Annotated in this window: 15 protein-coding genes; all 15 read left to right on the top strand. The window is 55.7% G+C overall.

From position 1 onward, the window contains the following. Positions 1 to 80 precede the first annotated feature (80 nt). A complete protein-coding gene (locus HBN79_RS18385) occupies positions 81 to 1,697 on the top strand; it encodes an ABC-F family ATP-binding cassette domain-containing protein (protein ID WP_169916990.1) in 1,617 nt (538 codons plus the stop codon). 504 nt (positions 1,698 to 2,201) lie between these two features. Further along, positions 2,202 to 4,094, top strand: coding sequence for a tRNA uridine-5-carboxymethylaminomethyl(34) synthesis enzyme MnmG (gene mnmG, locus HBN79_RS18380; protein ID WP_016782869.1), 1,893 nt, complete (start codon positions 2,202 to 2,204; stop codon positions 4,092 to 4,094). Beyond that, the gene (gene rsmG, locus HBN79_RS18375; RefSeq protein WP_094999576.1) at positions 4,091 to 4,735 is read left to right on the top strand and encodes a 16S rRNA (guanine(527)-N(7))-methyltransferase RsmG; all 645 of its coding nucleotides are present in this window, start codon (positions 4,091 to 4,093) and stop codon (positions 4,733 to 4,735) included. The genes mnmG and rsmG overlap by 4 nt, the downstream gene beginning before the upstream one ends. A gap of 18 nt (positions 4,736 to 4,753) precedes the next feature. Further along, positions 4,754 to 5,545, top strand: a complete 792-nt coding sequence (locus HBN79_RS18370) for a ParA family protein (protein ID WP_094999575.1) — start codon at positions 4,754 to 4,756, stop codon at positions 5,543 to 5,545. A gap of 9 nt (positions 5,546 to 5,554) precedes the next feature. Next, the gene (locus HBN79_RS18365; protein WP_094999574.1) at positions 5,555 to 6,427 is read left to right on the top strand and encodes a ParB/RepB/Spo0J family partition protein; all 873 of its coding nucleotides are present in this window, start codon (positions 5,555 to 5,557) and stop codon (positions 6,425 to 6,427) included. Between the two features lie 148 nt (positions 6,428 to 6,575). Further along, the gene (locus HBN79_RS18360) at positions 6,576 to 6,983 is read left to right on the top strand and encodes a F0F1 ATP synthase subunit I (RefSeq protein ID WP_003437994.1); all 408 of its coding nucleotides are present in this window, start codon (positions 6,576 to 6,578) and stop codon (positions 6,981 to 6,983) included. 16 nt (positions 6,984 to 6,999) lie between these two features. Beyond that, entirely contained in the window at positions 7,000 to 7,869 is an 870-nt protein-coding gene (atpB, locus tag HBN79_RS18355) for a F0F1 ATP synthase subunit A (protein ID WP_086799500.1), read from the top strand. 122 nt (positions 7,870 to 7,991) lie between these two features. Continuing rightward, the gene (gene atpE, locus HBN79_RS18350; protein WP_002555987.1) at positions 7,992 to 8,249 is read left to right on the top strand and encodes a F0F1 ATP synthase subunit C; all 258 of its coding nucleotides are present in this window, start codon (positions 7,992 to 7,994) and stop codon (positions 8,247 to 8,249) included. Between the two features lie 57 nt (positions 8,250 to 8,306). Further along, on the top strand, positions 8,307 to 8,777 hold the full coding sequence (locus HBN79_RS18345) for a F0F1 ATP synthase subunit B (protein ID WP_169916989.1): 471 nt from the start codon (positions 8,307 to 8,309) through the stop codon (positions 8,775 to 8,777). 12 nt (positions 8,778 to 8,789) lie between these two features. After that, positions 8,790 to 9,326: a F0F1 ATP synthase subunit delta gene (locus HBN79_RS18340; protein ID WP_016782875.1), complete on the top strand. Its 537-nt coding sequence runs from the start codon at positions 8,790 to 8,792 to the stop codon at positions 9,324 to 9,326. Positions 9,327 to 9,347: 21 nt separating this feature from the next. Then, positions 9,348 to 10,892, top strand: a complete 1,545-nt coding sequence (atpA, locus tag HBN79_RS18335; protein WP_086799496.1) for a F0F1 ATP synthase subunit alpha — start codon at positions 9,348 to 9,350, stop codon at positions 10,890 to 10,892. A 50-nt stretch (positions 10,893 to 10,942) separates the two neighbouring features. After that, a complete protein-coding gene (atpG, locus tag HBN79_RS18330; RefSeq protein WP_003438003.1) occupies positions 10,943 to 11,803 on the top strand; it encodes a F0F1 ATP synthase subunit gamma in 861 nt (286 codons plus the stop codon). Positions 11,804 to 11,830: 27 nt separating this feature from the next. After that, positions 11,831 to 13,210 carry a F0F1 ATP synthase subunit beta gene (gene atpD, locus HBN79_RS18325; protein WP_016782877.1) on the top strand — a complete coding sequence of 460 codons (1,380 nt, stop codon included), beginning with the start codon at positions 11,831 to 11,833 and terminating at the stop codon, positions 13,208 to 13,210. A gap of 56 nt (positions 13,211 to 13,266) precedes the next feature. After that, positions 13,267 to 13,686, top strand: a complete 420-nt coding sequence (locus tag HBN79_RS18320; protein ID WP_029611653.1) for a F0F1 ATP synthase subunit epsilon — start codon at positions 13,267 to 13,269, stop codon at positions 13,684 to 13,686. A 115-nt stretch (positions 13,687 to 13,801) separates the two neighbouring features. Continuing rightward, the gene (gene glmU / locus HBN79_RS18315; protein WP_094999572.1) at positions 13,802 to 15,169 is read left to right on the top strand and encodes a bifunctional UDP-N-acetylglucosamine diphosphorylase/glucosamine-1-phosphate N-acetyltransferase GlmU; all 1,368 of its coding nucleotides are present in this window, start codon (positions 13,802 to 13,804) and stop codon (positions 15,167 to 15,169) included. Positions 15,170 to 15,419 lie beyond the last annotated feature (250 nt).

The raw sequence follows: 15,419 nt of genomic DNA, 5'->3' as shown, positions 1-15,419 counted from the left end.
ATTGATGCCGCCGCGATGCTTGCGGCCAGTTCTTGATTCCCCTGCAACAGGGGGTAGATCTGTGCATCTCTGGAGTGCGTATGGCTCACGTTACCTCTGTAACGATGCAAGGCGTTTCTTATCATCTGCCCGATGGCAGTTCCCTGTTTTCAGATATTGATCTGCATCTCGACCAGCGCCGCACCGGCCTGGTAGGGCGCAATGGTGTGGGCAAGAGCATATTGGCGCGCATCATGGCAGGGGATATCTTGCCCTCAACCGGCCACTGCATCCGTAATGGCACGGTGTATTACCTGACGCAGCAAGTCAGCCATGACCCCAATCACACCCTTGCCGAGCTTGCTGGCGTGCAACCAGTCATTAGCGCCCTTGAGCGAATAGAGCGGGGCAGCAGCGCCCAAGCGGACTTTGACTGTGTGGGCGAACGCTGGAATATCCGCCAGCAACTGCTCGATCAGCTAAGCCGCAACAAGCTTGCACACCTGACCCTTTCGACTCCTGCATCAGCACTCAGCGGTGGTGAAGCCATGCGCGTGGCTCTGCTGGGCGCCTTTTTGTCGAAAGCCGATCTGTTGATCCTGGATGAGCCCACCAATCATCTGGATCACCAGCATCGACTTGCCCTGCATGAACAGTTGCAGCAGTGGCCAGAAGGATTACTTGTTATCAGCCATGATCGCGCCTTGCTGGAAAATATGGAGCGCATCGTTGAGCTGTCACCACAGGGCCTCACCAGTTACGGCGGCGGTTACTCGTTTTATGCACAGGCCAAAACCGGGCAACTGCAAGCGGCGCAACAACAGCTGGCGGCATACCGGCTGGAGCGCAAGCGTCAGGAACAGACCCTGCGTGAGCAAAGAGAAAGTCTTGAGCGCAAACAATCCCGTGGCCGGAAACAGGCCGCTGACGCCAATCAGGCGAAGATTTTGCTGGGCCGGCAAAAGGAGCGCAGCCAGGCCAGCAGCGGTAAGTTGCGGGTACAGCAGGATGCGGCTCGCGAGCAATTATCTGTGCAGGTCCGTCAGGCTGCGAATCAGGTAGAAGAGCAGCAGGCCATCTTTATCTCTGCGCCGCAGCCTTGCTCTGGCTCGCCGGCTCAAATTGCCGAGTTGATAGAGGCCCGCCTGCCTTATGGGGCGCAACAACTGCGCAGGATCAATCTTGCCGTTACGCGAGGCCAGCGCATTGCCTTGACCGGCCCGAACGGCTGCGGCAAGTCGACCTTGCTCAAGGTATTGGCCGGGCAACTAACGGTTGTTTCCGGTCAGGCCAGGACCCTGGTCACCAGCACTTACCTCGACCAGCACCTGGGCGTTTTGGAACCGGCTCGGTCAGTTCTTGAGCAGTTGCAGTCACTTAACCGGCAACTGAGTGAAGGAGAATTACGTACCCGGCTGGCGCAATTGGGCCTTAATGCCGATCGTACCAACCTGCCATCCCATCGGCTCAGTGGCGGTGAACGCTTGAAAGCGGCGATGGCCTGCGTGTTTTATACACAATCCCCACCACAGCTGTTACTGCTCGATGAACCGGGCAATCACCTGGATCTGCCTTCCGTTCAAGCCCTGGAGAGCATGCTCAAGCATTACCCGGGCACTCTGATCGTTACCTCACACGATGATGTGTTTCTGGCCGCAATCGGAATTACCCACAGGCTCATGGCCTCACCCACAGGCTGGCTGCTTTGCCCCGTCTAACGGGGCTGTTGGCTACCGTTTATCACATTAATCATTGACCGAACGTCCGACCGCTTGCCGGATTGCACCTTCAAGCGTTTTTCGGCTGCCTGTTTATTGGCTCGAAAGCACCCAAACACGGGAATAAGCCCTGTGCATAACTGGCCCTCAGGTCAGTGGGTAAGTAGGTCTGAAAACTGAAGATAACCACCCCTGTGGATAAGCACCTGTTTTACCCACAGGCTTAAAGCACTTATCCCAACCCCTCATCAGTGCATAACCACAGACTTTTGATCCTCTGTACAGTACGTAAAATATAGCCTGTAGCAATCTATCCACAGAAAGGTGCCTCAGTAGAAATAAACATAAAAACAAAGCTTTATAAATTTCTTCTCTATTTATTTATCTATCTTGCCCTTATCCACAGCTGGTTAAATTTTGTGCAAAGGGTTCTTTAAGAAGGGCGAAGTCCCTATACTTCGCGGTCTATCCAAAAAACCCCTAGTAACAGGCACGAGGTGCGTGGTGAATTTCCCTTCCCGTTTTGCAGTGATCGTCATCGGCGGCGGTCACGCCGGAACCGAGGCTGCACTTGCTTCAGCACGTATGGGTGTGAAAACCCTGCTGTTGACCCACAACGTGGAAACCCTCGGGCAAATGAGCTGCAATCCTGCAATTGGCGGGATTGGTAAAAGCCATCTGGTTAAAGAAATCGATGCCCTTGGCGGCGCGATGGCGATAGCCACCGATAAAGGCGGTATTCAGTTCCGCGTACTCAACGGACGCAAAGGCCCGGCAGTACGGGCGACCCGTGCACAGGCCGACCGCATCCTGTACAAGGCCGCCGTACGCGAAATCCTGGAAAACCAGCCCAACCTGTGGATATTTCAACAGGCCGCTGATGACCTGATCGTTGAACAGGATCAAGTCCGTGGCGTAGTGACCCAGATGGGCCTGCGTTTTATGGCTGATGCCGTGGTTCTGACCACAGGCACTTTCCTCGGTGGACTTATCCACATCGGCATGCAGAATTACTCGGGCGGTCGGGCCGGTGATCCACCTTCGATTGCCCTGGCACACCGTCTGCGTGAACTGCCCCTGCGAGTCGGTCGCCTGAAAACCGGGACGCCACCGCGTATCGATGGCCGTTCTGTGGATTTCTCGGTAATGACCGAGCAACCGGGTGATACACCGATTCCTGTCATGTCGTTCATGGGCAACAAGGAACAGCACCCGGCCCAGGTCAGCTGCTGGATTACCCATACCAACGCCCGCACTCACGAAATCATTGCCTCCAACCTTGATCGTTCGCCGATGTATTCAGGCGTGATCGAAGGTATTGGCCCGCGTTACTGCCCGTCGATTGAAGACAAGATCCATCGCTTTGCCGACAAGGAAAGCCATCAGGTCTTTATCGAGCCGGAAGGTTTGACCACGCACGAGCTGTACCCGAACGGGATTTCCACCTCCTTGCCGTTCGACGTGCAAATCCAGATCGTGCAATCGATTCGCGGTATGGAAAACGCCCATATCGTGCGCCCGGGCTATGCCATCGAGTACGACTACTTCGATCCACGCGACCTGAAGTACAGCCTCGAAACCAAGGTGATTGGCGGCTTGTTCTTTGCCGGGCAAATCAACGGCACCACCGGTTACGAAGAAGCCGGCGCCCAGGGTTTGCTGGCTGGCGCCAACGCGGCATTGCTCGCACAGGGCAAGGAAAGCTGGTGCCCGCGCCGGGATGAGGCGTACATCGGCGTATTGGTCGACGACCTGATTACCCTGGGTACTCAAGAACCGTACCGGATGTTCACTTCCCGCGCCGAATACCGCCTGATCCTGCGCGAAGACAACGCCGACATGCGCTTGACTGAAAAAGGCCGCGAACTGGGCCTGGTCGACGACGCTCGTTGGGCGGCTTTCTGCACCAAGCGCGAAAGCATCGCGCAGGAAGAACAACGCCTCAAAAGTACCTGGGTTCGTCCAGGTACCGAGCAGGGTGATGCCATTGCTGCCAAGTTCGGCACACCGCTGACCCATGAATACAATTTGCTCAACCTGCTGACCCGCCCCGAAATTGATTACGCCGGCCTGGTTGAAGTGACCGGGCAGGGGGCAGAAGACCCGCTGGTTGCCGAGCAGGTTGAGATCAAAACCAAGTACGCCGGTTATATCGATCGTCAACAAGACGAAATTGCCCGTCTGCGTGCCAGTGAAAATACCAAGCTGCCTGTGGATATCGATTACACGACCATCTCCGGTCTGTCGAAAGAGATTCAGAGCAAGTTGGGCGCCACACGTCCCGAGACCCTGGGCCAGGCTTCGCGTATCCCGGGTGTGACCCCTGCGGCAATTTCCCTGTTGATGATTCACCTGAAAAAGCGCGGCGCTGGCCGCACGTTGGAGCAAAACGCTTGAGTTCGCTGGTAACCGCACAACACGCCGAAGAGTTATCCACAGGTGCACGCCAGCTGGGCGTCGCACTGACCGAGCATCAGCATCAGCAATTGCTGGGTTATCTGGCCCTGTTGATCAAATGGAACAAGGCCTACAACCTCACGGCTGTGCGTAACCCGGACGAGATGGTGTCGCGTCATTTGCTCGACAGTCTGAGCGTGATGCCCTTCATCGAAAATGGCCGTTGGCTGGATGTGGGCAGTGGCGGCGGCATGCCGGGTATTCCCCTGGCGATCCTGTTTCCCGAGTCGCAAGTGACCTGCCTGGACAGCAACGGCAAGAAAACCCGTTTCCTGACCCAGGTAAAACTCGAGCTGAAGCTGGATAACCTGCAAGTTATCCACAGTCGCGTCGAAGAATTCCAGCCTGAGCAGCCTTTCAACGGAATTGTTTCCAGGGCTTTCAGCAGCATGGAGAACTTCAGCAACTGGACGCGCCACCTTGGCAACAGCGAAACCCGCTGGTTGGCAATGAAGGGCGTTCATCCGGCCGATGAGCTGGTAGCATTGCCGTCTGATTTTCGTCTCGATGGCGAACACGCCTTGACCGTTCCGGGTTGCCAAGGCCAACGCCATCTGCTGATACTGCGCCGCACGGCATGATTGGGAACGCAAGCAAGAATGGCTAAGGTATTCGCAATAGCGAACCAAAAAGGTGGTGTGGGTAAAACCACCACCTGTATCAACCTCGCAGCATCGCTGGTCGCGACCAAGCGCCGCGTGCTGCTCATTGACCTTGATCCACAGGGCAACGCCACCATGGGTAGCGGTGTGGATAAACACGGTCTTGAGAATTCGGTCTACGACCTGTTGATCGGTGAATGCGACCTGGCCCAGGCCATGCACATCTCCGAGCACGGTGGTTACCAGTTGCTTCCCGCCAACCGCGATTTGACCGCGGCTGAAGTCGTGCTGCTCGAAATGCAGATGAAGGAAAGCCGTCTGCGTACAGCGCTGGCCCCGGTTCGCGAAAGCTACGATTACATCCTGATCGATTGCCCGCCGTCGTTGTCGATGCTGACCTTGAATGCCCTGGTGGCGGCCGATGGGGTGATTATCCCCATGCAGTGCGAGTACTTTGCACTCGAAGGCCTGAGCGACCTTGTGGATAACATCAAGCGCATCGCCGAGCTGCTCAATCCGAACCTGAAGATCGAAGGCCTGCTGCGCACCATGTACGACCCGCGCCTGAGCCTGATGAACGATGTTTCGGCGCAGCTCAAGGAACACTTCGGCGAGCAGCTCTACGACACCGTGATTCCGCGCAACATCCGCCTGGCCGAAGCGCCAAGCTATGGCATGCCAGCGCTGGCGTATGACAAAAATTCCCGTGGCGCGATTGCTTACCTTGCCCTGGCGGGCGAGCTGGTTCGTCGTCAACGTCGTTCTACCCGCACGCCTCAGCCAACTTAAGGAATTTCCATGGCCGTCAAGAAACGAGGTCTCGGACGCGGACTGGATGCACTCCTGAGTGGTCCTACGGTCAGCTCGCTGGAAGAGCAAGCGGTCAAGGTTGATCAAAGCGAACTGCAGCACCTGCCCCTGGACCTGATCCAGCGCGGCAAGTACCAGCCTCGTCGCGACATGGATCCGCAGGCGCTTGAAGAACTGGCCAGCTCGATCCGCACCCAGGGCGTGATGCAACCGATCGTGGTGCGCCCGATCGAAGGTAACCGCTTTGAGATCATCGCCGGTGAACGTCGCTGGCGCGCCAGCCAACAGGCCGGCAAGGACACAATCCCGGCGATGGTCAAAGACGTGCCGGACGAAACCGCCATTGCGATGGCGTTGATCGAGAACATTCAGCGTGAAGACCTCAATCCGATCGAGGAAGCTGTCGCCTTGCAGCGTTTGCAGCAAGAGTTCCAGCTGACTCAACAGCAAGTCGCCGACGCTGTGGGTAAGTCCCGGGTGTCTGTGGCTAACTTGTTGCGATTGATTTCGTTACCGGAAGTGATCAAGACCATGCTGTCCCACGGTGACCTGGAAATGGGTCATGCGCGGGCATTGCTCGGTTTGCCTGATGCTCAGCAGGTTGAAGGGGCGCGACACGTTGTCGCACGAGGCCTGACGGTACGTCAGACTGAAGCCCTGGTTCGCCAGTGGTTGAGTGGCAAACAGGAACCCGCGGAACCGGTTAAAACCGATCCGGACATTGCCAGACTCGAACAGCGTCTGGCTGAGCGGCTGGGCTCTGCGGTGCAGATCCGCCACGGAAAGAAGGGAAAAGGCCAGTTAGTGATTGGTTACAATTCCCTGGATGAGCTGCAAGGAGTGCTTGCTCACATCCGCTGAAACAATTCCTCATGTAGCGCGCAGTCGGAAATCACTACCTGACAGTTGAATAGGGGCTTCGTCGCCCCTATACTCTGCGCGCATTTTGTCGGCACAAATTATGCCAAGTTTTCTGTTTTTGGTAGCCGACCTTTGAGGAGCAGTTGTGATGGAAACCCGCACGCCAAACCGCTTGCCGTTCCATCGCTTGGCGGTTTTTCCGGTTTTGCTGGCTCAATTTGTCGTTTTATTGCTGGCTGCTCTGGGGCTCTGGCAATGGCATGGAGTCGTCGCCGGATATTCAGGACTCTGCGGAGGCCTGATAGCTTTGCTACCCAATGTGTATTTTGCTCACAGGGCTTTTCGGTTTTCCGGCGCCCGAGCAGCGCAAGCCATCGTCCGGTCGTTTTACGCCGGTGAGGCAGGCAAGTTAATTTTGACGGCAGTGCTGTTCGCGCTGACGTTTGCAGGTGTGAAGCCATTGGCGCCGTTAGCAGTATTCGGTGTCTTCGTGCTGACCCAACTGGTCAGTTGGTTCGCTCCCCTGCTAATGAGAACAACACTTTCGAGACCTTAGGGCGTTTGAGGCAACCATGGCAGAAACAACCGCTTCGGGCTATATCCAGCACCACTTACAGAACCTGACCTTTGGGCAGCTACCTGATGGCGGCTGGGGCTTTGCCCACACCGTTGCAGAAGCTAAAGCAATGGGCTTTTGGGCGTTCCACGTCGATACCCTCGGCTGGTCGCTGTTTGTTGGTCTGATTTTCATCCTCGTATTCCGCATGGCGGCCAAGAAGGCAACTTCCGGTCAGCCAGGCGCACTGCAGAACTTCGTTGAAGTACTGGTGGAATTCGTTGATGGCAGCGTAAAAGACAGTTTCCACGGTCGCAGTGCAGTAATCGCACCGCTGGCGCTGACCATTTTCGTGTGGGTGTTCCTGATGAACGCCATCGACTTGATCCCGGTTGACTGGATTCCTCAGTTGGCCATCTTGATCACTGGCGATGAACACTTCCCGTTCCGTGCCGTACCGACGACTGATCCAAACGCGACCATGGGCATGGCCCTGTCGGTGTTTGCACTGATCATCTTCTACAGCATCAAGATCAAGGGCATCGGTGGCTTTATCGGTGAACTGACCCTGCACCCATTCGGCAGCAAGAACATTTTTGTTCAGGCGCTGCTGATTCCGGTGAACTTCCTGCTCGAATTCGTGACGTTGATTGCCAAGCCTATTTCGTTGGCTCTGCGTCTGTTCGGCAACATGTACGCTGGCGAGCTGGTGTTTATCCTGATCGCCGTGATGTTCGGCAGCGGCCTGCTTTGGCTTAGCGGTCTGGGCGTGGTGCTGCAATGGGCGTGGGCTGTATTCCACATCCTGATCATCACCTTGCAAGCGTTCATCTTCATGATGTTGACCATCGTCTACCTGTCGATGGCACACGAAGATAATCACTAAGATCCGCTTCGGCGAATCTGGTGCTCCTCTCACCTTCGGGTGAGAGGGCGTCGCAAAATGATTTTGTTTTACCGCTTTAATCTAAAAACCTAAACCATACGACGTAAAAGTCGGGAGGAAAGATGGAAACTGTAGTTGGTCTAACCGCTATCGCTGTTGCACTGTTGATCGGCCTGGGCGCACTGGGTACCGCAATTGGTTTCGGCCTGTTGGGTGGCAAGTTCCTGGAAGGCGCAGCGCGTCAACCAGAAATGGTTCCAATGCTGCAAGTTAAAATGTTCATCGTTGCCGGTCTGCTCGACGCCGTAACCATGATCGGTGTTGGTATCGCACTGTTCTTCACCTTCGCTAATCCTTTCGTTGGTCAACTCGCTGGCTAATCACTCGAATTTTCGAGTTGATTAGAGTGATGGACAACGAACGAGCGAGGTGTTGGCGTGAACATTAATGCAACCCTGATTGGCCAGTCCGTTGCGTTCTTCATTTTTGTACTGTTTTGCATGAAGTTCGTGTGGCCTCCGGTCATCGCGGCATTGCAAGAACGTCAGAAGAAGATTGCGGCTGGACTGGACGCTGCTAACCGAGCAGCTCGCGACCTGGAGTTGGCCCAAGATAAAGCGGGTCAACAACTGCGCGAAGCTAAGGCTCAAGCAGCTGAAATCATTGAGCAAGCCAAGAAACGCGGTACTCAGATCGTAGACGAAGCCCGTGAACAGGCTCGCGTTGAAGCTGACCGTGTGAAGGCTCAGGCTCAGGCCGAGATCGAACAGGAACTGAACAGCGTCAAAGACGCCCTGCGTACCCAACTGGGTACCCTGGCTGTTGAAGGCGCAGAGAAGATCCTGGGTGCCACAATCGATCAAAACGCGCACGCGGAGCTGGTTACTAAACTGGCTGCTGAAATTTAAGCGAGGGCGATCATGGCAGAATTGACCACGTTGGCCCGACCTTACGCTAAGGCAGCCTTCGAGCACGCCCAGGCCCACCAGCAACTGGCCTCTTGGTCAGCCATGCTCGGCCTGGCTGCAGCAGTGTCGCAAGACGACACTATGCAGCGCGTGCTCAAGGCCCCGCGACTGACGAGCGCAGAAAAGGCCGCCACGTTTATTGACGTGTGCGGCGACAAGTTCACTGTAGAAGCACAGAACTTCATCAACGTCGTTGCCGAAAACGACCGTCTCCCGCTGTTGCCGGAGATCGCCGCTCTGTTTGACCTGTACAAGGCCGAACAAGAGAAGTCGGTAGACGTTGAAGTCACCAGTGCTTTTGCATTGAACCAAGAACAGCAAGACAAACTCGCCAAGGTTCTCAGTGCACGACTCGACCGGGAAGTGCGCCTGCAAGTTGCGGAGGATGCCAGCCTTATAGGTGGTGTCATCATCCGCGCCGGCGACCTGGTTATCGATGGCTCGGTTCGCGGGAAACTCGCAAGCCTTGCCGAAGCATTGAAATCTTGAGTTTGAAGGGGCAGCAGAGCAATGCAGCAACTCAATCCTTCCGAAATAAGTGAAATTATCAAGGGCCGCATCGAAAAACTCGATGTGACCTCCCAAGCCCGTAACGAAGGCACTGTCGTCAGCGTATCTGACGGTATTGTGCGGATTCACGGTCTGGCCGACGTAATGTACGGCGAGATGATCGAGTTTCCGGGCAGCGTCTTCGGTATGGCTCTCAACCTCGAGCAAGACTCTGTAGGTGCCGTAGTACTGGGCGCATACACGACTCTGGCTGAAGGCATGAGCGCCAAGTGCACTGGCCGTATCCTGGAAGTTCCGGTTGGTAAGGAACTGCTGGGTCGCGTTGTCGACGCACTGGGTAACCCAGTTGATGGCAAAGGTCCACTGGGCAACACCGAGACTGATGCAGTCGAGAAAGTTGCTCCAGGCGTGATCTGGCGTAAGTCGGTAGACCAGCCTGTACAGACTGGCTACAAGGCTGTCGATGCCATGATCCCTGTCGGCCGTGGCCAGCGTGAGCTGATCATCGGTGACCGTCAGATCGGTAAAACCGCTCTGGCGATCGACGCGATCATCAACCAGAAGAACAGCGGCATTTTCTGTGTATACGTAGCGATCGGTCAGAAGCAATCGACCATCGCCAACGTGGTTCGCAAGCTGGAAGAAAACGGCGCGCTGGCTAACACCATCGTCGTTGCTGCCAGTGCTTCCGAATCCGCAGCGCTGCAGTTCCTGGCACCGTACTCCGGTTGCACCATGGGCGAATACTTCCGCGACCGCGGTGAAGACGCGCTGATCGTTTATGACGATCTGTCCAAGCAAGCAGTGGCTTACCGCCAGATTTCCCTGCTGCTGCGCCGTCCACCAGGCCGTGAAGCTTACCCAGGCGACGTGTTCTATCTCCACTCCCGTCTTCTGGAGCGCGCATCCCGCGTATCCGAAGAATACGTAGAGAAGTTCACCAACGGCGCAGTGACCGGCAAAACCGGTTCCCTGACCGCACTGCCGATCATCGAAACCCAGGCTGGCGACGTTTCCGCGTTCGTTCCGACCAACGTGATTTCCATCACCGACGGTCAGATCTTCCTGGAATCGGCCATGTTCAACTCCGGGATCCGTCCTGCAGTGAACGCCGGTGTTTCGGTATCCCGTGTGGGTGGTGCCGCTCAGACCAAGATCATCAAGAAGCTGTCCGGTGGTATCCGTACCGCTCTGGCTCAGTACCGTGAACTGGCAGCATTTGCCCAGTTCGCTTCTGACCTGGACGAAGCGACCCGTAAGCAACTTGAGCATGGTCAGCGCGTTACCGAGCTGATGAAGCAGAAGCAATACGCACCAATGTCGATCGCTGACATGGCGCTGTCGCTGTATGCCGCTGAGCGTGGGTTCCTGACTGACGTCGAAATCACCAAGGTCGGTAGCTTTGAACAAGCGCTGATTGCTTACTTCAACCGCGATCACGCCGAGCTTATGGCGAAGATCAACGTTAAAGGTGACTTCAATGACGAAATCGACGCTGGCATCAAAGCCGGTATCGAGAAGTTCAAGGCCACCCAAACCTGGTAAGCCGCAGCGGGAGCCGCAAGGCTCCCGCTTGCTAACCTGATAGGTGTTACATGGCAGGCGCAAAAGAGATTCGCAGTAAGATTGCGAGCATCAAAAGCACGCAAAAGATTACCAGCGCCATGGAAAAAGTGGCGGTCAGCAAAATGCGCAAGGCACAAATGCGCATGGCTGCTAGCCGTCCTTATGCGGAGCGTATCCGCCAGGTTATTGGGCATTTGGCCAACGCCAACCCGGAATACCGCCACCCGTTCATGATCGACCGCGAAGTTAAGCGTGTGGGTTATGTGGTTGTGAGCAGTGACCGTGGTTTGTGCGGTGGTTTGAATACCAACCTGTTCAAGGCTTTGGTCAAGGACATGGCGGTAAACCGTGAAAACGGCGTCGAGATTGATCTGTGCGTGGTCGGCAGCAAAGGTGCGGCATTTTTCCGTAACTTCGGCGGTAACGTCGTCGCTGCTATCAGCCATCTGGGTGAAGAACCGTCGATCAATGATTTGATCGGCAGCGTTAAGGTGATGCTGGATGCTTACCTGGAAGGCCGTATTGACCGCCTGTCCGTGGTATCCAACAAGTTCATCAACACCATGACGCAACAGCCTACTGTGGAGCAATTGATTCCACTGGTGGCGACCCCGGATCAAGAACTCAAGCACCACTGGGACTATCTCTACGAACCGGATGCCAAAGAGCTGCTAGACGGCTTGATGGTGCGTTACGTGGAGTCGCAGGTGTACCAGGCGGTGGTCGAGAACAGTGCAGCTGAACAAGCTGCGCGGATGATCGCAATGAAGAACGCCACTGATAACGCCGGTGACTTGATCAGCGATTTGCAGCTGATCTACAACAAGGCGCGTCAGGCTGCGATCACCCAAGAGATCTCGGAAATCGTCGGCGGCGCTGCCGCGGTTTAACGGTTCAAATATTCAGAGGATCCAGCTATGAGTAGCGGACGTATCGTTCAAATCATCGGCGCCGTGATCGACGTGGAATTTCCACGCGAAAACGTACCGAGCATCTACAACGCGCTGAAAGTACAAAGCGCGGCCGGAACCACTCTGGAAGTTCAGCAACAGCTGGGCGACGGCGTGGTTCGTACCATTGCGATGGGTTCCACCGAGGGCTTGAAGCGCGGTCTGGAAGTCACCGACTCTGGCGCAGCCATCTCCGTTCCAGTAGGTAAAGCTACCCTGGGCCGGATCATGGACGTTCTGGGCAACCCGATCGACGAAGCTGGCCCGATTGACACCGAAGAGCGTTGGGGCATTCACCGCCCAGCACCGTCCTTCGCTGAGCAAGCTGGCGGCAACGACCTGCTGGAAACCGGTATCAAGGTTATCGACCTGATCTGCCCGTTTGCAAAAGGCGGTAAGGTTGGTCTGTTCGGTGGTGCCGGTGTAGGCAAAACCGTAAACATGATGGAACTGATCCGTAACATCGCCATGGAACACAGCGGTTACTCTGTGTTTGCTGGTGTGGGCGAGCGTACCCGTGAGGGTAACGACTTCTACCACGAGATGAAGGATTCCAGCGTACTGGACAAAGTGGCACTGGTTTACGGTCAGATGAACGAGCCGCCGGGTAACCGTCTGCGCGTAGCACTGACCGGCCTGACCATGGCCGAGAAGTTCCGTGACGAAGGTAACGACGTACTGTTGTTCGTTGACAACATCTACCGTTACACCTTGGCCGGTACTGAAGTATCCGCACTGCTGGGCCGTATGCCTTCGGCAGTAGGTTACCAGCCGACTCTGGCTGAAGAGATGGGTACTCTGCAAGAGCGCATCACTTCGACCAAAAACGGTTCGATCACTTCGATCCAAGCGGTATACGTACCTGCGGATGACTTGACTGACCCGTCGCCTGCGACCACGTTTGCCCACTTGGACGCTACCGTCGTTCTGTCCCGTGACATCGCTTCCCTGGGTATCTACCCAGCAGTAGATCCACTGGATTCGACTTCGCGCCAGCTGGACCCGAACGTAATTGGCCAGGAACACTACGACACCGCTCGCGGCGTTCAGTACGTGTTGCAGCGTTACAAAGAACTGAAGGACATCATTGCGATCCTGGGTATGGACGAGCTGTCGGAAACCGACAAGCAGTTGGTATCCCGCGCTCGTAAGATCCAGCGTTTCTTGTCTCAGCCGTTCTTCGTGGCTGAAGTCTTCACTGGCGCTTCGGGTAAATACGTTTCCCTGAAAGACACCATTGCTGGCTTCAAAGGCATCCTCAACGGTGACTACGACCACCTGCCAGAACAAGCGTTCTACATGGTCGGCGGCATCGAAGAAGCGATCGAGAAAGCCAAGAAACTGTAATTCCAGCGCCCGGCAACGGGCGCTAATCAGGTTGAGGCAATCAGATGGCTAATATGATGACAGTCCATTGCGATATCGTCAGTGCGGAAGGAGAAATCTTTTCCGGTCAGGTCGAGATGGTGATTGCGCACGGCAGCCTGGGTGATCTTGGTATCGCTCTGGGTCACGCTCCGCTGATCACTGAACTCAAGCCAGGTCCGATCCGCCTGATCAAGCTGGGCGGGGAATCGGAGGTGTTTTACATCTCCGGTGGTTACCTCGAGGTTCAGCCGAACATGGTCAAGGTTCTTGCCGACACCGTGCAACGTGCTGCCGACCTGGATGAAGCCTCCGCTCAGGAAGCCGTAAAGGCTGCCGAGAAGGCACTGAACGAAAAAGGCGCAGATTTCGATTACGGATCTGCTGCTGCACGTCTGGCCGAAGCCGCAGCTCAGCTGCGCACCGTCCAGCAAATCCGCAAGAAGTTTGGCGGCTAAGCCTCCTGTCTTATTGTGTGATTGATTAAAAAGGGTAGCCTCGGCTACCCTTTTTCTTTTTCCGCGAAATACTTTTTGGTCGCAACCGCTGACCACCCAGGATTGGTAGCCAGTCATGTCTCTCGATATCGTTATTCTCGCCGCAGGTCAGGGCACCCGCATGCGTTCTGCCCTGCCCAAGGTTCTGCACCCCGTGGCAGGCAACTCCATGCTTGGCCATGTTATCCACAGCGCTCGTCAGCTTGAACCGACCCGCATCCACGTCGTCATTGGTCACGGAGCCGAACTGGTGCGTGAACGCCTGGCTGCTGATGACCTGAACTTTGTGCTGCAAGACAAGCAACTGGGTACCGGCCATGCCGTGGCTCAGGCACTACCATTTCTGACCGCAGAAAACGTGTTGATCCTGTACGGCGATGTACCGCTGATCGAGGTCGAGACCCTGCAACGTCTGCTCAAGCAAGTTGGCCCCGAGCAACTGGGCCTGCTGACCGTCAACCTGGCCGACCCGACTGGTTATGGTCGTATCGTGCGTGATGCGGATGGCAAGGTGTGTGCGATTGTTGAGCACAAGGACGCAACCGAAGCCGAACGTACAATTACCGAAGGCAACACCGGGATCCTCGCCTTGCCGACCCGTCGCCTGGCTGACTGGATGAGCCGTCTGTCGAACAACAACGCACAGGGCGAGTACTACCTGACCGACGTAATCGCCATGGCGGTCAGCGATGGTTTGGTCGTGGCCACCGAGCATGCCCTTGACCCGATGGAAGTGCAGGGCGCCAATGATCGTAAACAACTCAGTGAGCTGGAACGTCATTACCAGTTGCGCGAAGCCCGTCGCCTGATGGCCTTGGGTGTGACCTTGCGTGACCCGGCGCGTTTCGATGTGCGCGGTGAAGTCACCGTGGGTCGTGATGTGCTGATCGATATCAACGTGATTCTTGAAGGTCGCGTGGTTATTGAGGACGACGTGGTCATCGGTCCGAATTGCGTAATCAAGGACAGCACCTTGCGCAAAGGTGTTGTGGTCAAGGCCAATAGCCATCTCGACGGTGCCGTGATGGGCGAGAACAGTGATGCCGGACCGTTCGCTCGTCTGCGCCCGGGCAGTGTGCTGGATGCCCGTGCCCATGTGGGTAACTTTGTCGAATTGAAAAACGCCCACTTGGGTGAAGATGCCAAATGCGGTCACCTGACTTATCTGGGCGATGCCGAGGTCGGCCCGCGCACCAATATCGGTGCTGGCACCATCACCTGCAACTACGATGGCGCCAACAAGTGGAAGACCGTGTTGGGCGCTGATGTATTTATTGGTTCGAACAACTCGTTGGTTGCACCTGTGGATATCTCCAACGGTGCTACCACTGCTGCAGGCTCGACCATCAATCAGGATGTTGCCGCGGAGCAACTGGCCGTTGGTCGTGCGCGCCAGCGCAATATTGATGGCTGGAAGCGTCCGGTCAAACAGCCAAAGCCTTGATTTAAAGTTATCCACAGAAAGGCGATGATGATTTAAGGTTATTAACAAGTCATCCTATAACTGTTTTAAATCAATGAGTTACCTAAAGCCTTATTCACGCCCTGTGGATAAGGCTTTGTTTTTTGCGGGCCTAAATAAGCGTTTTGGCCAATGAATACAGGCCCATATCGACTTATTCACAGAAAATAGCCCACAACATTTTCTTGACGAAGGTTTCGAGATACGGTTTCATTGCTTTCGTTATCTTTCG

Origin of the sequence: Pseudomonas sp. WS 5051 (assembly GCF_012985715.1) — a bacterium.
Taxonomy (GTDB): domain Bacteria; phylum Pseudomonadota; class Gammaproteobacteria; order Pseudomonadales; family Pseudomonadaceae; genus Aquipseudomonas; species Aquipseudomonas bubulae.
This window is presented reverse-complemented; position numbering and strand designations above follow the sequence as displayed.